Origin of the sequence: Acinetobacter sp. NCu2D-2, assembly GCF_001647675.1 — a bacterium.
Taxonomy (GTDB): domain Bacteria; phylum Pseudomonadota; class Gammaproteobacteria; order Pseudomonadales; family Moraxellaceae; genus Acinetobacter.
Genome location: NZ_CP015594.1, coordinates 2,559,971 through 2,585,073, shown reverse-complemented (window position 1 = coordinate 2,585,073; position 25,103 = coordinate 2,559,971). Strand labels below are relative to the sequence as shown.

23 protein-coding genes are annotated in these 25,103 nt (G+C 41.6%); 7 read left to right on the top strand and 16 right to left on the bottom strand.

All coding sequences use genetic code 11. The features are described from left to right. Nucleotides 1-10: 10 nt before the first annotated feature. The 3 genes from A3K93_RS12480 to A3K93_RS12470 form a co-directional block, all read right to left on the bottom strand. Nucleotides 11-1,306, bottom strand: a complete 1,296-nt coding sequence (locus A3K93_RS12480; protein WP_067731747.1) for a solute carrier family 23 protein — start codon at nt 1,304-1,306, stop codon at nt 11-13. A 297-nt stretch (nt 1,307-1,603) separates the two neighbouring features. Continuing rightward, on the bottom strand, nt 1,604-4,288 hold the full coding sequence (gene ppc / locus A3K93_RS12475; RefSeq protein WP_067731505.1) for a phosphoenolpyruvate carboxylase: 2,685 nt from the start codon (nt 4,286-4,288) through the stop codon (nt 1,604-1,606). 146 nt (nt 4,289-4,434) lie between these two features. Next, nucleotides 4,435-5,055 (bottom strand): TetR/AcrR family transcriptional regulator, encoded by a 621-nt coding sequence (locus A3K93_RS12470; protein ID WP_171255072.1) that lies wholly within the window; start codon nt 5,053-5,055, stop codon nt 4,435-4,437. A gap of 147 nt (nt 5,056-5,202) precedes the next feature. Here A3K93_RS12470 and A3K93_RS12465 point away from each other — a divergent pair, with 147 nt between their 5' ends. The 6 genes from A3K93_RS12465 to A3K93_RS12440 all read left to right on the top strand — a co-directional run bounded on the left by A3K93_RS12465 (nt 5,203) and on the right by A3K93_RS12440 (nt 12,877). After that, nucleotides 5,203-6,306 (top strand): efflux RND transporter periplasmic adaptor subunit, encoded by a 1,104-nt coding sequence (locus A3K93_RS12465; RefSeq protein ID WP_067731503.1) that lies wholly within the window; start codon nt 5,203-5,205, stop codon nt 6,304-6,306. 2 nt (nt 6,307-6,308) lie between these two features. Beyond that, nucleotides 6,309-9,443: an efflux RND transporter permease subunit gene (locus tag A3K93_RS12460; protein ID WP_067731502.1), complete on the top strand. Its 3,135-nt coding sequence runs from the start codon at nt 6,309-6,311 to the stop codon at nt 9,441-9,443. A 136-nt stretch (nt 9,444-9,579) separates the two neighbouring features. Continuing rightward, nucleotides 9,580-9,957, top strand: a complete 378-nt coding sequence (locus tag A3K93_RS12455) for a hypothetical protein (protein ID WP_067731746.1) — start codon at nt 9,580-9,582, stop codon at nt 9,955-9,957. 104 nt (nt 9,958-10,061) lie between these two features. After that, nucleotides 10,062-11,180 carry a molecular chaperone DnaJ gene (dnaJ, locus tag A3K93_RS12450; protein ID WP_067731501.1) on the top strand — a complete coding sequence of 373 codons (1,119 nt, stop codon included), beginning with the start codon at nt 10,062-10,064 and terminating at the stop codon, nt 11,178-11,180. Nucleotides 11,181-11,354: 174 nt separating this feature from the next. Beyond that, on the top strand, nt 11,355-12,176 hold the full coding sequence (dapB, locus tag A3K93_RS12445; protein WP_067731500.1) for a 4-hydroxy-tetrahydrodipicolinate reductase: 822 nt from the start codon (nt 11,355-11,357) through the stop codon (nt 12,174-12,176). Nucleotides 12,177-12,232: 56 nt separating this feature from the next. Next, nucleotides 12,233-12,877 carry an START domain-containing protein gene (locus A3K93_RS12440; protein ID WP_067731499.1) on the top strand — a complete coding sequence of 215 codons (645 nt, stop codon included), beginning with the start codon at nt 12,233-12,235 and terminating at the stop codon, nt 12,875-12,877. Nucleotides 12,878-12,891: 14 nt separating this feature from the next. On the opposite strand, the gene A3K93_RS12435 is transcribed toward A3K93_RS12440, so the two are convergent. After that, nucleotides 12,892-13,293, bottom strand: a complete 402-nt coding sequence (locus tag A3K93_RS12435) for a hypothetical protein (protein ID WP_067731498.1) — start codon at nt 13,291-13,293, stop codon at nt 12,892-12,894. Nucleotides 13,294-13,382: 89 nt separating this feature from the next. Here A3K93_RS12435 and A3K93_RS12430 point away from each other — a divergent pair, with 89 nt between their 5' ends. Beyond that, nucleotides 13,383-14,816, top strand: coding sequence for an aminotransferase-like domain-containing protein (locus A3K93_RS12430; protein ID WP_067731497.1), 1,434 nt, complete (start codon nt 13,383-13,385; stop codon nt 14,814-14,816). 3 nt (nt 14,817-14,819) lie between these two features. Here the strand turns inward: A3K93_RS12430 and ahr are convergent, their stop codons facing one another. From ahr to A3K93_RS12370, 12 genes are all read right to left on the bottom strand, one after another. Beyond that, entirely contained in the window at nt 14,820-15,842 is a 1,023-nt protein-coding gene (gene ahr / locus A3K93_RS12425) for an NADPH-dependent aldehyde reductase Ahr (protein WP_067731496.1), read from the bottom strand. A gap of 5 nt (nt 15,843-15,847) precedes the next feature. Continuing rightward, on the bottom strand, nt 15,848-16,429 hold the full coding sequence (locus A3K93_RS12420; RefSeq protein ID WP_067731495.1) for a DNA-3-methyladenine glycosylase I: 582 nt from the start codon (nt 16,427-16,429) through the stop codon (nt 15,848-15,850). Nucleotides 16,430-16,445: 16 nt separating this feature from the next. Further along, nucleotides 16,446-16,691: a hypothetical protein gene (locus tag A3K93_RS12415; protein ID WP_067731494.1), complete on the bottom strand. Its 246-nt coding sequence runs from the start codon at nt 16,689-16,691 to the stop codon at nt 16,446-16,448. A gap of 14 nt (nt 16,692-16,705) precedes the next feature. Next, the gene (locus A3K93_RS12410) at nt 16,706-17,254 is read right to left on the bottom strand and encodes a M23 family metallopeptidase (protein WP_067731493.1); all 549 of its coding nucleotides are present in this window, start codon (nt 17,252-17,254) and stop codon (nt 16,706-16,708) included. A gap of 39 nt (nt 17,255-17,293) precedes the next feature. Continuing rightward, complete coding sequence (mutY, locus tag A3K93_RS12405; RefSeq protein ID WP_067731492.1) at nt 17,294-18,322, bottom strand: A/G-specific adenine glycosylase; 1,029 nt, start codon at nt 18,320-18,322, stop codon at nt 17,294-17,296. A 146-nt stretch (nt 18,323-18,468) separates the two neighbouring features. Further along, complete coding sequence (locus tag A3K93_RS12400; RefSeq protein ID WP_067731491.1) at nt 18,469-18,828, bottom strand: HIT family protein; 360 nt, start codon at nt 18,826-18,828, stop codon at nt 18,469-18,471. A 60-nt stretch (nt 18,829-18,888) separates the two neighbouring features. Continuing rightward, nucleotides 18,889-19,623 carry a dienelactone hydrolase family protein gene (locus A3K93_RS12395; RefSeq protein ID WP_067731490.1) on the bottom strand — a complete coding sequence of 245 codons (735 nt, stop codon included), beginning with the start codon at nt 19,621-19,623 and terminating at the stop codon, nt 18,889-18,891. Between the two features lie 141 nt (nt 19,624-19,764). Next, on the bottom strand, nt 19,765-20,457 hold the full coding sequence (locus tag A3K93_RS12390) for an FKBP-type peptidyl-prolyl cis-trans isomerase (RefSeq protein ID WP_067731489.1): 693 nt from the start codon (nt 20,455-20,457) through the stop codon (nt 19,765-19,767). A gap of 50 nt (nt 20,458-20,507) precedes the next feature. Then, nucleotides 20,508-21,212: an FKBP-type peptidyl-prolyl cis-trans isomerase gene (locus A3K93_RS12385; protein ID WP_067731488.1), complete on the bottom strand. Its 705-nt coding sequence runs from the start codon at nt 21,210-21,212 to the stop codon at nt 20,508-20,510. 170 nt (nt 21,213-21,382) lie between these two features. After that, entirely contained in the window at nt 21,383-23,563 is a 2,181-nt protein-coding gene (locus A3K93_RS12380) for a polysaccharide biosynthesis tyrosine autokinase (protein ID WP_067731487.1), read from the bottom strand. A gap of 16 nt (nt 23,564-23,579) precedes the next feature. Further along, nucleotides 23,580-24,008 (bottom strand): low molecular weight protein-tyrosine-phosphatase, encoded by a 429-nt coding sequence (locus tag A3K93_RS12375; RefSeq protein ID WP_067731486.1) that lies wholly within the window; start codon nt 24,006-24,008, stop codon nt 23,580-23,582. Then, a complete protein-coding gene (locus tag A3K93_RS12370; RefSeq protein ID WP_081408555.1) occupies nt 24,008-25,063 on the bottom strand; it encodes a polysaccharide biosynthesis/export family protein in 1,056 nt (351 codons plus the stop codon). Before A3K93_RS12370 ends, A3K93_RS12375 begins: the two co-directional genes overlap by 1 nt. Nucleotides 25,064-25,103 lie beyond the last annotated feature (40 nt).

Genomic DNA, 25,103 nt, shown 5'->3' with positions numbered 1-25,103 from the left:
AATCTAATCTTTATTTTTTATCGGCAAGGCTAAAGAACCAGTTGAGAATCAGTGCTGCAAACGTTGCTGTACCAATACCACCTAAGTTAAAGCTACCGAAAGTTAAAGCAAAATCACCTGTACCTAAAATAATAGTGACCGCAGCAACCATCAGATTTTTGTTTTGTGAGAAATCGACTTTATTTTCGATCCAGATTTTCGCACCGGCAATGGTAATTAAACCAAAAACCACGATTGAAGCACCAGTCAAAATAGCGGTTGGAATGGTGTGAATAATGGCACCAAATTTAGGTGATAAACCTAAGAACACCGCAAATACACCGGCAACTGCAAAGATGACAGTAGAGTAAACACGAGTGACTGCCATCACACCGATGTTTTCACCATAGGTAGTCATACCCGGTGCACCGACACCGCCAGCTAAAGTTGTGGCAACGCCATCTGCAACAAAGGCTTTACCAATATGTGGATCAAGGTTTTCACCTGTCATTGCACCCACAGCTTTAATATGACCTAAGTTTTCTGCAATTAGAATCAAGGCAATTGGTGCAATGATCAGCACTGCATTGATATCAAACACAGGGGCATGGAAATGTGGAACACCAAACCAAGCAGCTTGTTGTACAGGTAGGAAATTGATTGGTGTACCGTGTCCCATCACATTACTGAGCAGGTAATACACGATATATGCGAGCAATAAACCAACCAGCAATAATAGACGTTGTAATAAGCCACGGGTAAAGACAGCAATTGACCCCATACAAAGGACAGTCACCAAAGACATCCACATGTTGAAGGTATTGCCCATCACGTTTTTCACAGTTACAGGTGCAAGGTTCAGACCAATAATCATCACGACCGCGCCTGTCACAACAGGTGGCATGAGTTTTTCAATCCAACGGGTACCCGTTGCCATGACTAAGAAGCCCATCAGTGCGTATAAAATACCGCACACCATGATGCCGCCTGCAGCAACCGCAATATTCGGGTTAAAGCCATTACTACCGGCATAACCTGTTGCGGCAATGACCACACCAATGAAGGCAAAACTTGAGCCTAAATAACTTGGAACACGACCACCTGTCATCAAGAAGAACAGAATGGTACAAATCCCTGACATTAAAATGGCAAGGTTCGGGTCAAAGCCCATAAGAAAAGGCGCAAGAACGGTCGCACCGAACATTGCGAAAGCATGTTGTACACCCAATATTACTGTTTGTGCGGGTGGTAAATACTCTGCGGTACCTACAGGTCGTGCATCGATATCGCCCGTATAGGGACGCCACTTGGGAAACCAATTGGTCATAAAGTGAGCACTCAAAAGATAAATTGAGCACATCATACTCCTGTTTTTCCTAAGATTTAATCACTCTAGTAAAAAAAATGTTCAAATTAATTGTCTGACTTTATTTGTTTTTTTACCGTATGGTAAAAGTTTTGATATTTTTAAAATAGCTTTAAATCATAGGATTAAAGGGATTATCCATGATTTGTGTCATCATAAAAAAATCTGATTTTAGTTATATATAAAAGAATTGATCTAAAATGAATGATCAAAAAAAAAGCACATCCTCAAGATGTGCTTTTCAGATGCTATAGAAAATTAGCCTGTATTACGTAAACCTGCTGCAATTCCGGCGATACTGACCATGAGTGCATGATCGACAGGCGTATGTTCCGCTTGTTGTTGCAGTAAGTAGGCACGACGACGCTTCATCAATTCAGCTTGTAATAGATGTAGCGGAAGTAAATAGGGTTTACGGACTTTCATCGACTGATCCAGCACACCATTACTGCTGAGTAATTTCGATTCACCTTTTAGAGTCAGCAAGGTTTGTACAGCATCTTGTAGACGTTGACGGAGTTCCTCACCCAAGGCTTTTAAGTCTTCATCCTGAGTGAGATGAGATTCGTAATACAGCGCAACATGACGATCGGCTTTTGATAAAACCATTTCGAGCATATCAATTAAGGTTTGGAAATACGGCCATTCAGTGAGCATTTCATCTAAGATGGCACGTTGACCTTGATCCAACACTTGATTTAAAGCCGCACCTGTTCCAAGCCAAGCTGGAAGCATCAAACGAATCTGTGTCCAAGCAAAGACCCAAGGAATGGCACGTAAGGATTCAATTCCACCACTGACTTTACGTTTGGCTGGACGTGAACCGAGCGGCAACATTTGCAGTTCCAGCTCAGGTGTTACAGTACGAAGGTACTTCACAAAATGAGGATTATCCCGCACGGTTTGACGATATACCTGTACCGATAAATCAGTCATGCTGTACATCAAGTCACGCCATTCTTGTTTCGGATTTGGTGGTGGTAATAATGTCGCTTCTAAAGTTGCTGCGGTATAAATTTCAAGGTTCTGTAGAGCAATCTCTTCTAAACCAAATTTAAAGCGAATCATTTCACCTTGTTCAGTGACACGAATCGCACCAGAAATCGATCCCGGTGGTTGTGAGAACAATGCCTGTTGAGTTGGCGCACCACCACGACTGATTGAGCCACCACGACCATGGAACAGGGTTAATTTCACATCATGTTGTTTGGCAACAGCAGTCAATTCTTCCTGCGCACGATATTGTGCCCAGTTTGCAGACATAAAGCCGGCATCTTTGGCAGAATCTGAGTAGCCAATCATGACTTCATGTTTGCCCTGAATATGCTGTTTGTACCAATGCATATTAAACAAGGTCGACATGGTGCTTGCTGCGCCGTCTAGGTCTTTTAATGTTTCAAAAAGAGGGACCACACGCAGCGCATGCTTAATGCCTGCTTCTTTTTGTAGTAAGAGTACGGCAAGGACATCACTCGGATGCTCTGCCATAGAAATAATATAAGCCCCTAAAGATTCACTTGGTTGTGCAGCCAAAGTGCGCATGGTGGCAAAGACTTCTTGAACATCAGGATGCTCAATTAAACTGCCTGCAGGCTCATTTAAATGTTTAGGCAATAACGGACGTTTGCTTTGTAATTCTTGTAGCAAGAAGTTTTGACGTGCTTGTTCGGTCCACGTTTCAAAGTTACCTAAACCTAAATATTCAGTAATAGCTGAAATGGCTTGGCGATGGCGACCTGATTCTTGGCGAATATCGAGTTTTAACAGTTCTACGCCAAAGCTATTCACACGATAAATAAAGTCGAGCAATTTGCCATTGGCAATTTCAGGTAAGTTGCATGCAATGAGCGAACGATAGCAGGTGAGTAGTGGCTGTAACAGTTCATCTTTGGTTTTAATCACTAAACGATCATCACTATCACGGCCTGCCAGTTTTTCGGCTAACCAATGACGGGTTGCTTTTAAACGTTGGCGCGTGTCACGCAAGAACTCACGGTAAGGTTCAGGATGTGCTTCAGGTAATGCATTTAAGATTTCATCGCTGCATTGTTGAATAGATAATTCCCAACGTAAGTCTTCAATATCACGTAAATATAAATCGGCAGCTTTCCAGCGAGACAGCCATAGGACTTCTTGCGTGATCTTATGTGTGACATTTGGATTACCGTCGCGGTCACCGCCCATCCATGAAGCGAAACGAACAGGCGCAACATCAAGCGGTAAAGTTTTACCGCATTGGTCTTCGACCATGCCATTTAATTCACGAATGAACTTCGGTACGGCATTCCAAAGGGTTTGCTCAATGGTCGTGAAGCCCCATTTTGCCTCATCTACAGGTGTAGGGCGATGCTGACGGATTTCGTCGGTTTGCCATGCAGAAGTAATCAGTTGTTTGAGTTCAGCAAGCACTTGTGCGCGTTCACGAGGAGTCAGTTTTTGCTGATCACACTTGGACAGGCAATCATTGATGCCATCATATTTTTGAATCAGGGTACGACGACTGACTTCAGTTGGATGTGCAGTCAGTACCAACTCAATTTTTAGTTCACAGATTTGTTTGAATAATTGTTCTGAGGAAATATCTTTGGCTTTAAATTTTTCAAATAATGGTATCAATGGATTTGGTGATTCGCTATTTTCATCGAATTCACTTTGGCGACGACGGCGCACGACATGATATTGCTCTGCAATATTGGCAAAATTCAAAAAGTGCGTGAAGGCGCGGGTGAGCGGCAAGATTTCATCATCTTCCAAGCTTAAAAAAAGTTGCTCAAGCTGTTTTTCGGCTTCGACTTGTCCATCTCGTGCACCTTTGGCCAAAGCACGAATTTGTTCAACCTGATTAAACAAATCCTGACCCGCGTGTAACTTTAAGGTTTCACCGAGTAAATTACCCAGTAAGCGGACGTCTTCGCGTAGTGGCGCATCAATCTGTTGAATCATTTTTATACCCTCTGGTGCTTGCTTTGACTATACCGCGCTTGCATGGCATTCCAAGCCGTTTACAGACAAAAGTCGGACATACTTTGTCTATAAAATAGCAAGGCAAAGAGGATTTGCGTGAAAAATGTTGGAAATTTAAGCGATTTTTATCTGGCTGGATAGCGAAGTAAGAAGATTTCGATACTGTCCTGAATAATCTGCTGCTTTTCCTCAGGCGTAGGCACGGCTTTTACACCGAGTAAAATCTTTTGATGACGAAAACCAAATAACAGTGAGCCTAGCAATTCGATTTGTTGTTCGACATCTGCAACTTGAATGAAATGATAGTGCTGTGCTTGTAATAAAAACTGTTTCCACATGTGTTGCAGTGGCACATGTGCAGCTTGATAAAACTGCTGTACCAATGGATTCTGCTGCGCAGAAAGTTCCATTAATAATAAATCCAGTTTAATGGCTTCAGGTAAATGCACCATATCCATCGCCAATTCACATAAGTCATAAAAGGCTTGAGCAAAATTGGAATGTTCATTCAACTGAATAGGTAAAGTATGCAAAATAGAAGCACAGGTTTCTTTAATGGCACAGGCAAATAAGTTGGCTTTATCCTGAAAATGGTTATACACCGTCAGCTTGGTCACGCCTGCATCTTTAGCAATTTCATTCATGTTCGAGCCATGATAACCATGGCTTAAAAATGCATTTTTCGCAGCGTCTAAAATGCGCTGTCTCTTTTCAAGATCTTTCGGTCGTCCGGGTGTGATTTGCACATTTTTTCCAAAAAAAATAAATAGGGTCATTGTTTTAAGATGAGTTTAGTAATTAATGTACCCGTGAGTATATTAATTAAAAAATCACCAACTTAATATACTTCAATAAAACAACCCAGACAAAAAGAAGAGATAAGAGTGAACAGTATGAGCACGATTCATCAGGCAATCACAGGGATGATTATCGTTTGCAGTCTAACCTTATGGGGATGTAGCAAAGATAAGACCGCAGTAGAACAGGAAGTTCCATTTGTCATGGTGAGTCAGCCTTCTGGTTCACATACTGAGCAAAAAAGTTATGCAGGCGACGTACAAGCCAAGCAACAAACAGCATTGGCTTTTCGCGTTCCGGGACAGATCACACAACGTCTTGTTGATGTAGGGGATCGTGTCAGTAAAGGGCAAGTCTTGGCTATTTTAGATGTCAAAGATGCCCTGCTGCAGAGTAATGTTGCTCGTGCCCAATTGGACAACGCCAAGTCTGCAGCCAAAATTGCTCAAGATGAGCTTCATCGTTTTCAGCAACTTTTACCGCTTAATGCCGTAAGTCGTTCTCAATATGACGCGGTGGAAAATCAATATAAAGCCGCAGCATCCACACTTAAACAAGCCCAAGCCAACTTTGAAGTCAGTCAAAATCAAACCAGTTATAACAAACTCATCGCAACGCAAAATGGGGTGATTACAGGGCGTCATATTGAGGTCGGGCAAGTCGTTGCTGCAGGGCAGGCGGCTTTTGATTTTGCTGTCAATGGTGATCGTGAAGTGGTGATCGGGGTTCCTGAACAAGCAGTGAGTGAGTTTAAAGTTGGACAAAGTGCATGGGTGACACTTTGGTCTAAACCGAATGAAAAGTTTGCAGGCTACATACGAGAAATTTCTCCTGCAGCAGATCAGTCACGTACTTTCCGTATCAAAGTCGCTTTGCGTGAAGGTCATAGCCTCATTCAACTCGGGCAGAGTGCACGGGTATTTTTTGTTTCTAATCGGACAGATATTCTGACCGTACCACTTTCAAGTGTATCGGCTGAAAATGGTCAGGCGTATGTCATGACCGTCAAGCCCGACAATACGCTGCGTAAAGTTCCCGTGACATTAGGTGCATATGGTCGTGACAGTGTGCCAGTCCTTAGTGGTTTAAAAGCAGATGAATATGTGGTGATTGGGGGCATTCATTTATTACGTGATAAACAGACGATTCGCCCGATTGATCGTGAAAATCGTAGCGTGAAAATTCAGGCAGGAGGTTAAATATGAACTTTAACCTGTCTGAATGGGCACTGAAAAATAAAGGTTTAGTGCTTTATTTTATGATTTTGCTGGGCATTATTGGAGTCGTGTCTTACTCCAAACTAGCGCAAAGTGAAGATCCACCTTTTACCTTTAAAGTCATGGTCATCCAAAGTTACTGGCCGGGTGCGAGTGCTAAAGAAGTTTCTTTACAAGTGACAGACCGTATTGAAAAAGAACTGATGACCACAGGACAGTATGAACGCATCATGGCGTATTCGCGTCCGGGTGAGTCGATGGTCACCTTTATTGCCAAAGATAATTTGCGCTCTAAAGACATCGCAGACGTCTGGTATACGGTACGTAAGAAGGTCAATGATATTCGCCATGAACTTCCGCAAGGGGTACAAGGCCCTTTCTTTAACGATGAGTTTGGTGACACCTTCGGTAATATTTATGTCTTAAATGGTAAAGACTTTGATTATGCGACCTTAAAAGAATATGCAGATCGTTTGCAACTTCAGCTACAACGGGTCAAAGATGTTGGAAAGGTCGATTTAATTGGTCTACAGGATCAAAAAATTTGGATTGAAATTTCAAATACTAAAGCGGCTCAGCTGGGTGTACCCATCACCACGATTCAACAAGCACTACAACAGCAAAATGCCATGGCAAATGCGGGCTTTTTTGAAACCGCATCCGATCGAATTCAAGTGCGAGTCAGTGGTGCATTGGCAAGTGTAGAAGAATTGCAGCAACTTCCACTTCACGTAAATGGCAAGACTATTCAACTAGGCGATGTCGCAGAAGTCTATCGTGGCTTTACTGATCCAGCGCAGCCACGTATGCGTTTTATGGGCGAAAATGGTATTGGTATTGCGGTTTCCATGCGTAAAAATGGCGACATTATTGCACTGGGTAAAAACCTGGAAAAAGAGTTTTCACGCTTACAAAAGACTTTGCCTTTAGGCATGCAGCTACAGAAAGTGTCTGATCAACCCGTTGCGGTGAAGCGCTCAATCAATGAGTTTATGAAGGTTTTAGCGGAAGCCGTCATTATTGTACTGCTGGTGAGTTTTTTCTCTTTAGGTTTCCGTACTGGATTGGTGGTGGCATTTTCCATTCCTTTGGTTTTAGCCATGACCTTTGCAGGAATGAACCTCTTTGATGTTGGGCTGCATAAGATTTCCTTGGGTGCATTAATTTTGGCACTCGGACTATTGGTGGATGATGCGATTATTGCCATTGAAATGATGGCGATCAAAATGGAGCAGGGTTTTAGTCGTCTACAAGCTGCAGGTCATGCATGGCGAACCACAGCTTTTCCAATGCTCACAGGTACCTTAATTACCGCAGCAGGTTTTTTACCGATTGCTACAGCAGCATCAAGTACAGGTGAATATACACGTTCAATCTTCCAAGTGGTCACGATTGCGTTACTTGTATCATGGATTGCAGCAGTGGTTTTTGTGCCTTATTTAGGTGATAAGCTACTGCCAGATTTTAATCAGAACCATATTGAAAAAGCCAAATGGTATCAGCGTTTATGGGCGCGATTACGTAAACAACCTGAACCTCAACCGATCGTGCATCATGCGGGTGAGCAACATGATCCCTATCAGACCAAGTTCTATCAGGGTTTTCGTCGGTGGGTGGATGCATGCGTGACCTATCGAAAGACCGTGATTGCAGCCACAGTGGGTATTTTTGTCCTCTCGATTGTGATATTTAAGTTGGTTCCACAGCAGTTTTTCCCACCCTCAAACCGTGCAGAAATTTTAGTGGATTTGAAGCTTGAAGAAGGCGCGTCACTGAAAGCAACCGAAGCTGCCGTCCGTAAAGTCGAAGCCTTTTTGAATCAACAAGACGGCATTGATAATTATGTGGCCTATGTCGGAACAGGCTCACCGCGTTTCTATTTACCACTTGATCAGCAATTACCACAAAACAGTTTTGCCCAATTTGTGGTTTTAGCCTCATCACTTGATGATCGTAATGAAATTCGTGAAAACCTGAGTAATAAAATTCGCTTGCTTCTGCCTGAAGTCCGTACTCGAGTCTCTTTACTGGAAAATGGTCCACCTGTGGGCTATCCATTACAATTTCGTGTATCGGGTGAAGACCTAAGCTTGGTGCGTGAATGGGCACACACCGTTGCAGCGAAAGTCGGTGAAAACAGCAATACCACTAACGTGCATTTGGATTGGGGTGAGCCAAGTAAAGTTATTAAACTCGATATCGACCAAGACCGTGCGCGCTTAATGGGCGTGACCAGTACAGATTTGGCGAATTTCTTAAATAGCTCCATTGCAGGTGCTGCCATTGATCAATATCGTGAAAAGCGTGAATTGATTGAAATCCGTTTACGTGGGGATCAAGCAGAACGTGTGGATGTAAGTTCACTGAGTAGTTTGGCTGTGCCAACATCGCAAGGGACATTTATTCCACTGGCTCAAATTGCCAACATTGAATACGGTTTTGAAGAAGGTCTGATCTGGCATCGTAATCGTTTGCCAACCATTACCGTTCGGGCAGATATTCGTACAGATTTACAGCCTGCAACGGTGGTGAATCAAATCACCCCTATACTTGAGAGTATTAAAGGTCAATTGCCAAGTGGTTATCTGATAGAAGTGGGCGGTACAGTAGAAGAGTCTGCACGCGGACAAAATTCTGTGAATGCGGGAATGCCACTGTTCTTAGCAGTCGTGATGACTTTACTGATGATTCAGCTCAAAAGTATCTCGCGTTCAATTATCGTATTTTTAACTGCGCCGCTCGGTATTATTGGTGTGGTACTGTTCCTGTTATTGTTCAATAAACCTTTTGGCTTTGTGGCAATGCTCGGGACAATCGCACTCTCGGGCATGATCATGCGAAATTCATTGATTTTGATCGATCAAATTGAGCAAGATATTTTGGATGGAGCAGAAACTTGGGATGCCATTATCAATGCCACTGTGCGCCGTTGTCGCCCTATTGTGCTGACGGCTTTGGCTGCTGTCCTTGCTATGATTCCACTTTCTAGAAGCATTTTCTTTGGTCCGATGGCGGTTGCGATTATGGGCGGATTGATTGTCGCGACGCTACTCACTCTGTTTTTCTTACCTGCCTTGTATGCACAATGGTTTAAAGTGAAAAAAATCAACAAAATCTGATAAAGCTGTCATAATATCAGGTGCGAAATACTGAAAAATTCAATATAGTAGCGCCTGATATATTTACAATTTTAAGAAATACGAAGTTGCGATGCTTGGCACTCTCACCACATCAGACAACGAGGTTGATACGGACATGACTCAAGAGACTTTAACCAAACTGCGACGCTCAGTAGCACTGGCTTATGTCTTCATGTTTTTCGCATCTTTTACCTTAGTGTTTGGTGCTCTTGCTTATTGGTTTGCACGAAAAGTCACTCAAATTGATTATGCCGAAGTGTGGTTACAAGCCCAAGCACTTTGGATTATGCGTAATATTGTGATTTACACCTTATTGGTACTGTTCGCTGCACTTTGGTTTATTCCTTTATTTTTCTTTGCTTGGGATAGCCAATTATGGGTAAAAGCATGTACTGTGACTGGGGTTGTATTTAGCTTTATTGCTTTTATTTTCTTAGTGAATGTATGGATCAAAGGTCTATCTAAATTCCTACAAAATAAAGCAGTCTTTTAAAAGTTCAATTTTTTTCAAAAATTCCCCTTGTAAAACTTGGTTTGACCCCAATTTCAAACCACAGTTAAGTATTAAATAAAATTCCGTGAGGAGCATCGCCAGACATGGCTAAACGTGATTATTATGAGGTTTTGGGCGTTTCTAAAACCGCTAGTGATGATGAAATTAAAAAAGCCTACCGTAAGTTGGCGATGAAATATCATCCAGACCGTAATCCAGACAATCCTGAAGCTGAAGAAAAATTTAAAGAAGCGTCAGAAGCGTATGAGATTTTATCCGACAGCGAAAAACGCAGCATGTACGACCGTATGGGGCATCAAGCGTTTGAAGGCGGTATGGGCGGCGGTGGCGGCTTCGGTGGTGGTTTCAGCGCAGAAGACATTTTCAGCCAGTTTGGTGATATTTTCGGTGGTGCATTTGGTGGCGGTGGTCGTCAGCAACAACGTGCGCGTCGTGGTTCAGACTTACGTTATGTGATGGAACTCACCCTTGAAGAAGCGGTGAAAGGCGTCAAGAAAACCATTACATTTACAGCGCCAGCACCTTGTGAAAGCTGTAACGGTAAAGGTTCACAAAATCCGAATGATGTAGAAACATGTAAAACCTGTCATGGTGCGGGTCAAGTGCGTATGCAGCAAGGTTTCTTCTCTGTTCAGCAAACCTGTGGCACTTGTCGCGGTCAAGGTAAAATCATTAAGAACCCATGTAAGTCATGTCATGGTTCTGGTGTTGCAGATCGTCAACAAACCTTGGAAGTTACAATTCCGGCAGGTGTGGACAATGGCGACCGCGTCCGTTTGACGGGTAAAGGTGAAGCGATCCGTGATGGTCAATCAGGTGACTTATACGTAGAAGTTCAAGTGCGTGAGCATGAAATCTTCCAACGTGATGGTGCAGATCTTTATATGGATGTACCTGTATCAATTGCCGATGCTGCGCTTGGTAAAGAGATTGAGATTCCTACGCTTGAAGGTCGTGTGAGCTTGAAAGTACCAGAAGGTACACAAACAGGTAAACTCTTCCGCTTACGTGGTAAAGGCGTAAAACCTGTACGTACTAGCATGCAGGGTGATTTGCTTTGCCGTATTGTGGTGGAAACACCAGTAAACCTATCTTCTCGTCAACGCGAATTGTTGAAAGAACTTCAAGCATCTTTTGAAGGGGAAGAAGGCGGTAAATCTTCACCGAAGAAAAAATCATTCTTTGATCGTTTATTTGACTGATCTTAAAGATATAAAAAGGACGCTGAGGCGTCCTTTTTTAATATCTAGACATATATAAAAATCTCTCATAACACCTCTCATATCTTTTCATTGATTTTTCTGAGATCAATCTTAGCGTTATACAGCAGTTTTGCTATAGTAGAAGCAATTTTGAACTAAACTCAGGACACGTTTATGTCAGCAACACCACGCATTGGTATTTTAGGTGCAGGCGGCCGTATGGGTCGTATTCTTATTCAGGCTGTAAAAGAAGCAGGTTACCAACTTGCAGCTGCAGTAGAGCGCCCTGAAAGCACGCTATTAGGTTCAGACGCGGGTGAACTTGCAGGTGTAGGCAGTCTTGGCGTGAAAGTGGTTGGTAGCCTCGAAGAAGCTGTAAAAGACTGTGACGTTGTGATTGACTTTACTGCACCTGCCGCAACAGTACATCATTTAAAAGTTTGCCGTGAAAACGGTGTCGCGATTGTCATTGGTACAACGGGTCTAAATGACGAACAAAAAGCCTATTTAGAAGAAACTGCAACTGAGACCCCTGTGGTGTATGCAGCGAACTATTCAGTCGGTGTAAACGTTTCAATTAAACTGTTAGAACTTGCCTCTAAAGTGTTTGGCGATACTGTAGATATTGAAGTGATCGAAGCGCATCACCGTCATAAAGTTGATGCACCATCAGGTACAGCACTGATGTGGGGTGAGGCGATTGCTGGTGCGTTAGGACGTGATTTGAAAGAAGATGCTGTCTATCACCGTGAAGGGCATACTGGTCCACGTGAACGTAAAAGCATTGGTTTCCAAACCATTCGTGGTGGTGATATCGTGGGTGAACATACTGCAATGTTTATTGCCGATGGTGAACGTGTTGAAATCACGCATAAAGCAACCAACCGCATGAACTTTGCTTCAGGTGCGGTACGTGCAGCAGCATGGGTGGTGGGTCGTGATGCACGCAAATATGACATGAAAGATGTTTTAGGTTTTAACGATATTCAAGTTTAAACTTTCATCAAAATCCGATATAACAATAGATAAAACTAAAATAAGACGACAATGGAATGAAAAAAGTCATATTTATGGCATGTGCTGTGGCTTTGATTGCCACAGCGCAGGCTAACTCGATCGAGAAAGCAAAACTGAGTATTAATAAAAATAATATTAAAGTATGGACCTTTCAAAATCAGCAAAACCCTGTGTTCTTATACAGAGCTGAAACGACATTTAATGAACCAATTGAACATGCTGTATCACTGATTTTAGATGTCGATAATGCAGTGAAATGGGTGCCTTATATGGGCAGTGTCAAAGTCCTGAACCGTGATGATGTAAAAGGTGATTTTACCTTGTATATGGTGCTCGATTTTCCTTTTCCACTGAAAGACCGTGATTTAGTGGTTCAAGGTAAAATGATTAAAGAAGCCAATGGTCAAATCACAATTAAGAACAAAGCTTTAAAAACAGGCTATCCTTTGAACCCGAACTATGTTCGTTTAACCCATTATGAAGGGGATTGGACCTTCCAAAAATTAGCAACGAATAAAGTAAAAGTCTCCACTTATGGCTATGCCAACCCAGAAGGCTCGATTCCACTGACTTTTGTGAATATGTTTGTACAGCAGCAACCGTATCAGATGCTGCAAAAAATGAAAAAGCAGCTTGCTGCGCAGAGTAAATACGCTCCTTTACCTGAGGTTTTAAAATAAAATTAGGCATCCAATTAAGGGTGGGGTGGAAATTGATAAGCGGTTAGACGTTTAATATCGACTGCTTTGGGTATATTGAGACTCAGCACGACATGGGCTTGAGCTTGAGTTGGATCGACTAAATGGAGCCGAACTTTGGCGTTTTCAGCTTGGATACAGTTGAACTGAAGTTGTTTGGGTTGTGGCATTAAGCGTTGTGCACTTTTCAGTTGTGCAGTGTAATTTAATTGGGTTTTCAACGGATGATCTTCAAGATTAAGTTCATAGTTCGTTAACTGTTGTGTGCTTAAAAAGCCTTGGATCAGGGCTTGGCATATAAAATGTTGTTGCGCATTGACTGATTTTTCAGTCTCATTTTGGCAAGCGGTTAAGAACAATATCAGTGTTAATCCTGCCACTTTTACATATAAATTCATGCGTTTCCCCTTAGATTTTATCTTTTCTTGTATAGGGCAGAGCTTAAATTTGTTAGGCTATTGGGTACAGCTACAAGAAAATTTAAAAAATGGGTACAGCACTTCAATTCGAATACCAACTCCTTGCTGATAGCCTTGCAGAAAAGATACGAGCAGGGGAATTGGTTCAGGGGCAACGACTCTGTTCGATTCGGCAACTTGCGTTGCAACATCAGGTCAGTCTTAATACCGTTAAAAGCTGTTATGCCTTACTTGAAGCACAAGGGTGGATCGAAGCGAAAGAAAAAATTGGCTATTTCGTGAAAGCTCGAACTACTCAGCCCGAGCTCGCATTACCACAACATCCAGATTTTCAAGCATCTGCACGGCAAGTCTCAAATTTAGATCTCCAAATTCAAATCCAAAATGCTGCCATCGATAGTCGATTGATTCAACTCGGTTCAATTCAATTGTCGCCCAATCTTGTGCCGATCCAAGCTTTGCATCGTTCGCTACAAAGAGCGTTAAAACATGCCAAGCCTGAAGATTTTTTATATAGTGATCGCCAAGGGCATTTGAGTTTGCGCCAAGCACTGTCTGAGCATTGGGCAGAGGATGGCTTTTTTATCGCCAGCTCTCACATTTATATTAGTAATGGCTGTATGCCTGCCTTATCGGTGTTGTTACAAAATCTGACTGATATCAATGACGCCGTGATTGTACCGACCCCAAATTACAATGGTCAGTTGCAACTCTTGGCTTTACTAAAACGTAAGATCATCGAAATTCCTGCCAATACTCAAGGCTTTGATCTGGCTCGATTAGAACATGCCATGCAGCAACCTAATGCCAAAGCATGCTTATTGACTGCAAATTATCAAAATCCTTTGGGCTTTTGCTTAAGCCATGAAGATAAAGAAAAAATCGCGCAACTGGCTGCCAAATATCAATGTGTCGTTATTGAAGATGATATCTATGCAGAATGTAGCCATGAACCACAGCGACCTTTGCCGATTCAATATTGGGATCAAGCGGGTTATGTGGTCTATTGTGGTTCAGTGTCAAAGTCATTGTCATCAGCCTATCGTGTTGGCTGGTTTTGCTTACCTGAACGTTTGAAAAATCTGCATCCACAATTCATACTGCAAAATGTGTCGGTGAATACGCCATTGCAATTGGGGCTGACTGATTTAATTCATAGTCGTGCCTATCGGCAACATTTAAATCAGCTCAAACCCATCTTAAAAAAACAACTGCAAGATTATCGAATTTTTATTCATCAAGCCTTTATGGGCGTGGATATCAGAATTAATCAGCCGATGGGTGGATATGTGCTTTGGATTCAAATGCCTGAAGCTATCGACAGCCTTGCCATGTACACTTTTGCGCAGCAACAGGGGATTAATATTGTGCCTGGGATGTTGTTTGGTGAAGAAGCACGTTATAACAATTGTGTGAGATTCAATGCGGGACATGAATTATCAGAGGACATCTGCCAAGCAATTCAATGCTTGGCAGATTGGGTAAAACAGCAGATTAATTGAAATTTAAAAATCTGCTTTTAACACAATACGGTAACGTGCCTGACCTGAATGTAAGCGTTCAATCGCTTCATTAATTTTCGACATTGGATAGACTTCAACTTGCGGACGAATTTGCTTACGTGCAGCAAACTTCATCAGTAAGCGTAAAGTTGATGGTGAACCTGTTGATGAACCCGTAACCGCTTTTGCACCACCAATTAGGGAAATAGCCGGAATCGCCATGGGTTCAAGAGGTACGCCTACAGTATGTAATTGACCATTTGGAGCAAGTGTTGTCATCAGAGCTGACCAGTCTAAACCGACATTGACGGTTGAAAGCAATAAGTCAAAACGTCCACGCAGTGCTTTTAAGGCTGCTGTATCACGTGTATTCACCACATGGTCTGCACCCATGGCTTTCAGTTCATCTGTTTTATCTAAATTCGAGGTAAATGCTGTAATTTCGCAGCCCCATGCTTTGAGTAACTTAATAGCAATATGCCCAAGTCCACCAATGCCAATCACACCGACATGATGGGTGGCTTGAATTTGATGTTGCAGTAATGGCGTAAAGACAGTGATCCCGCCACAGAGTAAAGGACCTGCACTTTCGATATCTAAGTCATCAGGAAGTGGAATCACCCATTGCCAGCCTGCACGTACTTTGTCAGCAAAACCACCCGCATGACCGACAATGGTCGGTGTACCGCCGGTTTCACATTGCACCTGACGACCATCAAGACAAGGGTCACAATGTTGACAGCTTTCCGCAGTCCAACCTAAACCGACGCGTTGACCAATTTCTAAACCTTTGGCTTCACTACCTAAGGCAGTAACTATACCTACCACTTCATGACCTGCCACAACAGGGTACTGCGAAATGCCCCAATCATTTTCAATCACAGAAAGATCAGAATGGCAAAGACCGCAGTATTGCACTTGAATTTCCACTTGATGGGGTTGTAATTCACCTGCATCAAATTGGTAAGGTTGTAACGCTGCACCGGCTGACATAGCCGCGTAGGCTTGAATGATATTATTTGACATGATTTTTAACTCTTATCTGATGGGAGAGGAGGAGTTTTAAAAGTACAGTGATTTTCATGGTCATCGACCATGCCGACCGCTTGCATAAATGCATAGCAAATGGTCGGACCCACAAATTTAAATCCCATTTTTTTTAAGGTTTTAGACATGCGCTGACTTTCAGCACTTTGTGCTGCTGCATCAGCATAATGAGGAACATTATTATTGAGTTTTGGCTGTGCTGCAAAAGCCCATAACCATTTCACAACATCAATCTGTTGTTGCTTGAGCCGAAGCCATGCTTGCGCATTGTCACGAATGGCGGTGAGCTTACCTAAATGTCGGATCAATCCTGCATCCTGACATTTTTCTGCTAATTCAGCATCAGAAAAGGCAGCAATCTCTGCAATACTGTATTGAAAAAAGTGTGCACGGTAGCAATCACGTTTTTTAAGTACAGTAATCCAAGACAGTCCTGCTTGTTGCCCTTCTAAACACAGCATTTCAAACAGGGTTTTTTCGTCATAGACCGCCTGTCCCCATTCTTGGTCATGATAGGCCATATAAATGGGGTCTGATGTACACCAACCACAACGTTGTATGTGCATAGGCGTGGTTTATGCCTTAAAGCTTAAAGTCGAGCCATTGATCAGTTTGGGTATCCCAATAGCTCAGTGCAGCGTGTTCAAGATCGGCAAATGAAATCCAGCTGTCTTTCCCTGATTTATCGGCATAACCAGTACTGATCAAAAGTGCTTCTTCTGTAATTTCCATAATCCAGCCCTGATAGCTCTGACCATTGAGCACGATTTTTTGTTGATTACCTGATTCAGCGAATTCGACCAAACGATTGATCAAGGCTTCTGACATGAAAATTTCCTAAACTAACGTAAATAGGGGTACGGATTGGTTGCACCGCGACCTTTCCCATTTAAATAAATACCATAATGTAAATGTGGTGCTGTATGACGTGCATTGCCTGTATTGCCCACGTAGCCAATTACATCGCCTTTTTTGACATAATCGCCAACCTTAAGACCACGCTTATGCTTGTCTAAATGAGCATAGTAATGCCATACATCTTGCGGACCACGAATCCAAACTACTTTACCACCCAAATTGTTATTCCGTAAATCGGCAACCAAACCCTCTGTGCTGCTCAGCACTTTGGTTCCACGTGGAGCCATAATATCAATACCTTCATGGCTGCGTCCTTGACTGCGTGCAGCACCCCATGTATCACGAAGTTGTTTGGCTTTCACCCCGTCTACGGGAACCGGCAAACGATTGGGCATAGGCATGCGTTTGAGCTTGGCCAATTGTGCCTGAGACAACGTTGCTGGCGGTTGTTGTTTAGAGCTTGAACTGCATCCATGCAGCGTGATGATAAAGAAACATAGGAATAAAGGTGCCCAGCGTATTTTTCTCATCATCCTGATCGTGAAACTGTTGTATTGGGGACACTGACTATGTCATAAGCTCAGGCTTGAAATCAATTTTTTCATGGCAGTTGGAATACCTGCATCAATTGCGGCTTGGGCAGTCATCCACACACCTTCCAGCTCAATGGCAACATGTTCAGTTAAATCGTTTTCAACTTCAAATACTGTCGCCTCGAGTTCCCAAGTAAAATGGGTGAAGCTATGTGAGATATGACCACGTTGAATACTGTTTTTTAAACCGAGGCGTTGGCATGTCGCTGTAAATTCGATCGGTGTATCCATAATTGGCATGCACCATAAGCCACCCCAAAGCCCGCTATTGGGACGTTGTAACCATAAATATTCTTGCTGATGTTTGATCACCAAAACTTGTGCTTGGCGTACGGGCACTGATTTTTTGGCTTTCTTAAAGGGCAATTCATTTTCTAAACCTTGCGCATGCGCTTTACAGTGCTGTTGCATCGGACAATACAAACATAACGGTTTTTTCGGGGTACAGACAGTCGCTCCTAAATCCATAATGGCTTGGGTATAGTCGTGATTGCGTTCAGTCGGACAAAGCTCTTCAGCCAATTGCCACATGGCGCGTTCATGTACAGGTTTGGATAAATCATCTTCTATGGCAAAGAAGCGTGCCAATACCCGTTTGACATTACCATCCATAATCACGCCGTATTGACGTAAACCGAGTGACATTAGGGCACCCGCGGTTGAACGACCAATACCCGGTAATTCAATCCATTCTTTGAGTGTTGTTGGAAATTCGCCACGTGCTGCTACGATACCTGCGGCTTTATGTAGATTGCGTGCACGGGCGTAATAACCGAGTCCTGCCCAGTAGGGAGCAACATCATCCCAAGCGGCTGTACCTAAGTCTTTGACCGTTGGAAATCGCTCGATAAAACGATCGAAATATTGCAGTACGGTTTTGACTTGGGTTTGCTGGAGCATAATTTCAGACACCCAAACTTTATAAGGGTCATCTGCCACTTGCCACGGTAAGTCATGGCGACCGTGAACATCAAACCATTCAAGAAGTGCATCTGAAAATACGAACATGAAATTATTTTAAACCGCGAGAAGAAGTGAAAATTATAGCGGATTTGATGTCATTGAAATGTGAAAAGTAGATAAATAGGAAAGTGTTCTTATAAAAGATAGAGGTGAATGCAAAGTGCATTCACCTACTTTTTCATCGACTAAAATTAATCTTGAATACCCCAGCGAGCATCGAGTTTTAAAGGTTGATTTTCATAACGAGGGATTAAGTGGATATGTAGATGATCTGGTTTTTCATCAAATACTTCACCGTCATTAAATCCAACATGGAAACCTGCAGGCTGATAACGTAGTTGTAGCTCATTACGTGCTTGTTCCAACAGTGACATCATGGCTTTACGCTCTTTATCTGTCAGATCAAAAAATGAAGCCACATGGCGTAAAGGCACAATGACGCTATGACCTTTAGATAAAGCACGAGGTTCCGGCATAATAGCTGCGAAATCATTTTTTGCCATAACGTCGTAATCGTCGACATTGCAATATTCACATCGATGTTCTGTCATTTTATTGTCCTCACTTTATTATCTAATTTGATTTGGCAATTCACATAATTGAACTGTGTATTAGCCTAATTGTTTAGCTAAAAGTTCATACATTGCAGCCAAACCTTGTTCTTCTGCCTGTGCGTTATAAGCTAAATCTACACCATTGGCTTTGGCACGTTCATCAGCAAGTGGGTTACTAAAGCCATGTTTAGCATCTTCAAAAATAATGACTTCATGTTCAACTTCTGCCGCATGCATCTCTGCTTTAAATTGAGCAACATCACCTAGTGATACCATGCTATCTAGTTCACCATGTAACACTAAAATTTCTGCCTGAACTTGACCTTTTTTTGCAGGAGATTGTGCAGATAAGTTTGCATGGAAAGTAGCAACGGCTTTCACAGGCGCATTGGAGCGCGCTAAATCTAGAACAACTTTACCACCATAGCAGAAACCAATTGCACCGATCCGTTCAGCATCCACTTCAGGTTGTGCCACCAATGTCTCAAGTGCTGCAGTTGCACGCTGAACAATGGTTTCAGGTGACTCAAAGGTTTGCATCATCCATTCGTAGGCTTGTGCTGATGTTGTTGTGACTTTTTTATCACCATACATATCAATCGCCAGCGCTGCATAACCATGTTCTGCCAGTTCTCGAGCACGCTGTTCAGTATATTCATTACGGCCCCACCATTCAGGTGCAACTAAAACGCCAGCAACAGGTTTTTCACTGGCAGGGGCGGCAAAATAACCGACTAAGGTTTGCCCATCCTGAGCGGTATATTGAATTTCTCGAGTCTGAATAGCAGCCATGCTGAGCTCCAATTAAATATATTCTGTTCTTTGATTAAAGCATAAAAAATGTGAAAAAAAGGGGTTTAAATACAGAAAATAAAAAGATAAGACAATTTATTTTTATAAAAAAAGAGATGCTTATTTGCATCTCATTTTCATTTAATTTTTAAGCACTTCAATAAGTTCAACATCGAAGATTAATGTGCTATTTGGTTCAATTACATCCCCTGAACCAATTTGACCGTAAGCCAGTTCAGCCGGAATAAAGAAGCGGTATTTCGCACCTTCTTTCATCAGTTGTAGCCCTTCAGTCCAGCCCATAATCACTTGGCTCGTACCGAACTCGACAGGTTGCTGACGTGCAATTGAACTGTCGAAAACTGTTCCATCAATCAAACGTCCTTCATAATGGACTTTGACGCGACTATTGGCTTTGGGTGTTTTACCTTGACCTGCTTGAATGACTTGATACTGTAAGCCTGATTTCGTGGTTTTTATTTCAGGTTTTTTCGCATTTTCTGCAAGGAAAGCTTGACCAATTTTGGTATTATTTTCAGCTTTCTGTTTGAGCTCAATCAGTTCTTTCGCTTCATTTTGACGTTTGAATTGAGTCAAAATCGTTGCCATTTGTTCATCAGTCAGTGTGGCTTTTTCACCGCGACTTGCAGCTTTTAACCCCTTGCTAAAAGCGTCTAAATCCATGCCTTTTAACGTTTCAGCATTACTGCGTCCCATTAAATAACCAAAGCTATAACCGACTTGTTCTGCTTGCGAACTTTTTTGATTTATTTCTGCTGCAAAAACTGCATGTGAACTTAAAAGAAGACTCACTAAGCCAATGTATATTTTCATTCTATGATCTCAAAATAAAGGAGAGCAATGTACTCTCCTTTGTTGGCTGATTATTTAACTTGAATAAGCTCAACATCAAAAATCAACGTGCTATTCGCAGGAATTGTTCCTGGCACACCTTGTTCGCCATAGCCAAGTTGAGAAGGGATATAGAGAGTTGCTTTACCACCTTCTTTCATTAATTGTAGACCTTCAGTCCAACCTGGAATAACTTGATTTAATGGGAATTCGATAGGCTCACCACGTTCAACAGAGCTGTCGAAAACTTTACCATCGACTAACTTACCGGTGTAATGCACTTTAACAATAGAATCAGCTTTAGGTGATTTGCCTGTACCCTCTTTCGTGATGACATATTGAAGACCAGAAGCAGTGGTTTTAACACCAGCTTTTTTCGCATTCTCAGTTAAGAACGAATCGCTTGATGTTTGTGTTTGTTTAGCACTTTCAACTTGCTTTTGTTGCATGTCTTTTTGGAATTGCTCGTAAGCTTTTTGCAATTCTTCTTCTGTATAAGCAGGAGCAGTACGTGCATGACCTTCATGAACACCTGTAATAAAACTGTTGATATCTAGTTCAGGTGGTGTTTGATTCGCAACTTCATAACCTAAAGCATAGCTGATTTTAGAAACAGCAGATGCATCTTTAGATGCTTTACTTTCTTGATTTACAGGATGTTGAGTTGCGTAGTAAACAGGAACTAGCGCAGCACCGCCTAGAATGACAGCGACAGCGATCGGTAAGGCCTTACTCATGTATTATTCCAATAGGGTGTTATCGTTAATGTTGTTTTTAATATTAGCAGAAAATTTTATCTAAACTTGCAGATAAATTTGAAAATCACTTTAGTTTAAGTTGGATTTCTGTGAAATATAAAGATAAAAAAACCAGTCTAAGACTGGTTTTTTTAAGAAAGCTTAACGAGTTAATCTAGGCTTTTGTTAGATTTGTAACCATAAGTATAGTTATATCCGTATCCATAACCATAACCATGACGATATTCTACATCATTCAGAATTACGCCATTAACGCGTACATTGGCTTGTTCAAAACGATTAACAGTAATTTCAATTTCTTTAAGTTGTGTTTTGGCATGGCGGACAATTAATAAATTAACGCCTGCATATTGTGCGATGATCACACCATCTGTAACTGCTAAGGTTGGTGGAGTATCAATTAAAATATGATCATAATGAGGACTCAGTTCATCTAATAAATCTTTAAATTTTTGTGAGCTCAATAATTCAGACGGGTTTGATGGGTTCTTACCACGAGCTAAAAAGAATAAAGAGTCTAGCTGAGTTTTCTTAATAACTTCATCTTTCGATACAGTTCCTAATAATAGTTCTGATAAACCTGTCGTAGTACTTTGATTAAAATACTTATGTAGATAGCCACGTCGCATATCAGCATCGATAATCAGTACTTTTTTCCCACCTTGTGCCAAAATTGCGCCTAAATTGGCAGTAATAAATGACTTACCTACTTCGGGCGATGGTCCTGAAATAGCAATAATATTATTTTTAGCTTCATTCAGTGCAAAATGAATAGTTGTGCGAATACTACGAATGCTTTCAATGGCAATATCATTACTGTCTTTGATTGCTAATAAAGGGATAGTCTTTTTCTTTTTCAAATTTTTAATGCGACTCTCTTGGATTGGTGACCTCGGCACAGTCGCATAAACTGGGAGTTCTAACTCATTTTCAATTTGGGTTGCATCTTTAACACCAGAACGCATCATGTTGCGTAATAGAGCGAGTAAGATACCAAGGAAGCCGCCCACAAATAAAGATAAAACCAGCACAATAAGTTTTTTAGGTTTAATAGGTTTAATCGGCTCTACAGCAGTATCTACAATGCGAACGTTACCAATTTCACCTGCTTTAGCAATACGTAATTGCTGATAAGAATTCAATAAAGAGGTATATAGCTGTTGTTGTACTTCAACTTCGCGATAGAGTTGTAAATAGCGGCGTTGTAAGTCTGGCAGTTGCTTTAACGTATTGTTGAGTTCAGTAATTTTTGTATTGATGGCAGAAAGCTGTGCTTCCATTTGTTGTATGATCGGATGTTCGGATGTGTATTTGGCAGAGGCTTCAGCAACTTTTTGTTCAAGCTGAGTCTTTTGAGTCTCAAGTGCTATGCTTTGACTTAAATAAAGCTCGGATTCTTTCGTGACATCAACCGTATTATATTTTTGACGGAAGGTATTAAACTCACGTTCCGCAATATCGAGTTTGGTTTTTAGTTCAGGTAATTGTTCATCAAGGAATTTCAGTGTTTGTGCGGTTTCTGCCGAACGGCGCTCAACATTTTGTTGATTATATGCCACTAAAATTTCATTAAGCACACGTGTAATATGTTGTTTATCTTCGCCTTGTAGATTTAAGCCAAGGATTCCGGTTAATTTGCCTTTTTCGGCAACAGAAAACTCTTGAAGCAAATGCTCAACTGCTGCAGGTAAAGATCTTTTTTGAACTGTATATTGATTGCTAATTTGATCTTGAGTAAAGATGGCAACCTGCCAAGAGCCTTGGGTTTGAGGGTTTTGGTTAATTAAACCTTTATAAACAACTTGCTCAGTTTTGGGATCAATCAGACTGAATTGATTTTGATTGAAGCTTAAATTGAGCTCTTTATTCAAATAGTCTTGTGGAATATTGAACTGACGGATATCAAAATGTTTCAGATCATCATGAAACTGTACATGGTGTTCTGAATAATCAGTACGATAATCATGAGGGTTAAATAGACGACTAATTAAACTGTTTTCTTTAGAATGGATAACAACATCAAGATTTAACTTTTGAATGGCCTTACCGAGCACCATACGGGACTTCAGAATTTCTATTTCAGCCTGAGCGGGCTGCTTTTGATCAATCATACCCGACAGATCACCGAGTAAAGCTGCTGAAGCCCCTTTATTTTCTTCGACTTGGACGAGTGCATTAACACTATAGGTATCAGGCGTCGTTCTTAGATAAAGTAGGGCAGCAATTAAACTTAAGATGATGCAAAGTGCGATCAGTTTCCATTGAGCGATCAAAGAAAAAAACAGTTCTTTGAGGTCAATGGTGTCTTCAGTCTGGGTATTTTGGCTCATAGTTGTCATTCAAAAATTAAAAATGTGTTTTCCAGTCGTTAACGCACTGTTTAATCAATTGGCAAGTTTCATTAAAAAATTGCTGATCATGTTGATAAGGATCACTAATATTTTGATGACGCCAATGTCCTAGTCGAAATATTTTACCTTTAGCAAAAGGCCATTGCTGTTCTATATGTTGCTGCTGATTTTTGCTCATGACTAAAATTAAATCAGCTTGTTTAATCAGCTGAGCATTTAATTTTTGTGCAATATGCGCATCTATGTTGATGCCATAATCCTGCATGCATTGTTTGGCTTTCACGTCCGCAGGATGACCAACCATGGCAGCAATTCCTGCTGACTGTATATTTAGTTCAGGATAGCTCTCTTTAAAAAAGTACTCAGCCATCGGACTGCGGCAAATATTGCCAACACATACGACGAGAATATTTTTAAACTGCATTACTGCCCCAAACGGTCAAGATTGTAAATCATATTTGAAAAAGGCATCACCTGATTCACAACACGTTGCCAACGTGCTAGACCAGAAGCATCGACATACACGATATCGTTACGTTGCATTTTAAATTGATTGGCTAAACCAAAGTCGCCAATACTGGTCAAATCTAGATGATAAATTTCAGTCATATTGGCTTGATTACTGCTTCGCACAACATAAATTTTATTACGACTCGCTGTTAGTGAATTCAGCCCTAAGCTTTCACCTAAAACATCACTCAAAGTCATGCCTTGTTCACGTAGTGGTAAAGACTGATTTTTACCTGATTCACCCATGACATAGACTTTTTGATTTTCACGGGAATTTACATATAAAGTGTCTTGCGGTTGAATGAGCAAGTTATGCAGAGATAAGCCCATCTTTTCCAATTCAACGCTATTTAAGATATAGCTGCGACCATGTCGAACCAGAGTGAGCGATGCATTATCGCCATATTGGCTATTGACACCACCCGCCATACCTAGGGCTGTGTAGACACTGACAGGTTGATCACTTAAGTAGAATTGTCCGCCTTTCATGACATTGCCTTGTACAGAGAATCGTTGTCCTTGATAAGACAGTACGCGTACAATGACATCAGGTGTTTTCAGGTAACGTGCGAGTTGCGCACGCAATTCTGTATTAACTTGGTTTAATGATTTTCCTGCAGCTTTGTAACGACCAATCATCGGAAACTGGATATAGCCTTGCGAGTCGATTTGAAAACCGTTGGAATTTACACTCTGATCGCTTGAAATATTATTGGTCGGCGGGGTAATTTCTGGATAGGCCCATAAATAAATGGACAAAATATCGCCAACCCCTAGAGTATATTGTCTGTGCTGTTTTTGAAAAAGATGAGCGAGTTCTTGTGGGTTGGTTTGTGCTGGTTGTACTGCATAAAGATTATCTTGAGTCAGCTTAATGACATTAACTTGAGTGCCAGCATCTGTTTGATATAAACCTTCGGTTGGTAAATCATAGGTTTGCAATCCAGACGTGATTGCACAACCTGTCATCCCTAAACCCAGTGCCAACAATAAGCTAAAACGATAATAA

Excerpts from the sequence above, each read along its gene's own strand:
- mutY (WP_067731492.1), bottom strand. The coding sequence starts at position 18,322 with ATGTTCGTATTTTCAGATGCACTTCTTGAATGGTTTGATGTTCACGGT.
- A3K93_RS12465 (WP_067731503.1), top strand. The coding sequence starts at position 5,203 with ATGAGCACGATTCATCAGGCAATCACAGGGATGATTATCGTTTGCAGT.
- A3K93_RS12410 (WP_067731493.1), bottom strand. The coding sequence starts at position 17,254 with ATGATGAGAAAAATACGCTGGGCACCTTTATTCCTATGTTTCTTTATC.
- A3K93_RS12385 (WP_067731488.1), bottom strand. The coding sequence starts at position 21,212 with ATGAGTAAGGCCTTACCGATCGCTGTCGCTGTCATTCTAGGCGGTGCT.
- A3K93_RS12420 (WP_067731495.1), bottom strand. The coding sequence starts at position 16,429 with ATGCACATACAACGTTGTGGTTGGTGTACATCAGACCCCATTTATATG.
- dnaJ (WP_067731501.1), top strand. The coding sequence starts at position 10,062 with ATGGCTAAACGTGATTATTATGAGGTTTTGGGCGTTTCTAAAACCGCT.
- A3K93_RS12460 (WP_067731502.1), top strand. The coding sequence starts at position 6,309 with ATGAACTTTAACCTGTCTGAATGGGCACTGAAAAATAAAGGTTTAGTG.
- A3K93_RS12440 (WP_067731499.1), top strand. The coding sequence starts at position 12,233 with ATGAAAAAAGTCATATTTATGGCATGTGCTGTGGCTTTGATTGCCACA.
- A3K93_RS12480 (WP_067731747.1), bottom strand. The coding sequence starts at position 1,306 with ATGACCAATTGGTTTCCCAAGTGGCGTCCCTATACGGGCGATATCGAT.
- ahr (WP_067731496.1), bottom strand. The coding sequence starts at position 15,842 with ATGTCAAATAATATCATTCAAGCCTACGCGGCTATGTCAGCCGGTGCA.
- A3K93_RS12395 (WP_067731490.1), bottom strand. The coding sequence starts at position 19,623 with ATGGCTGCTATTCAGACTCGAGAAATTCAATATACCGCTCAGGATGGG.
- A3K93_RS12455 (WP_067731746.1), top strand. The coding sequence starts at position 9,580 with ATGACTCAAGAGACTTTAACCAAACTGCGACGCTCAGTAGCACTGGCT.
- A3K93_RS12430 (WP_067731497.1), top strand. The coding sequence starts at position 13,383 with ATGGGTACAGCACTTCAATTCGAATACCAACTCCTTGCTGATAGCCTT.
- A3K93_RS12400 (WP_067731491.1), bottom strand. The coding sequence starts at position 18,828 with ATGACAGAACATCGATGTGAATATTGCAATGTCGACGATTACGACGTT.
- ppc (WP_067731505.1), bottom strand. The coding sequence starts at position 4,288 with ATGATTCAACAGATTGATGCGCCACTACGCGAAGACGTCCGCTTACTG.
- A3K93_RS12375 (WP_067731486.1), bottom strand. The coding sequence starts at position 24,008 with ATGCAGTTTAAAAATATTCTCGTCGTATGTGTTGGCAATATTTGCCGC.
- A3K93_RS12380 (WP_067731487.1), bottom strand. The coding sequence starts at position 23,563 with ATGAGCCAAAATACCCAGACTGAAGACACCATTGACCTCAAAGAACTG.
- dapB (WP_067731500.1), top strand. The coding sequence starts at position 11,355 with ATGTCAGCAACACCACGCATTGGTATTTTAGGTGCAGGCGGCCGTATG.
- A3K93_RS12435 (WP_067731498.1), bottom strand. The coding sequence starts at position 13,293 with ATGAATTTATATGTAAAAGTGGCAGGATTAACACTGATATTGTTCTTA.
- A3K93_RS12370 (WP_081408555.1), bottom strand. The coding sequence starts at position 25,063 with ATGACAGGTTGTGCAATCACGTCTGGATTGCAAACCTATGATTTACCA.
- A3K93_RS12415 (WP_067731494.1), bottom strand. The coding sequence starts at position 16,691 with ATGTCAGAAGCCTTGATCAATCGTTTGGTCGAATTCGCTGAATCAGGT.
- A3K93_RS12390 (WP_067731489.1), bottom strand. The coding sequence starts at position 20,457 with ATGAAAATATACATTGGCTTAGTGAGTCTTCTTTTAAGTTCACATGCA.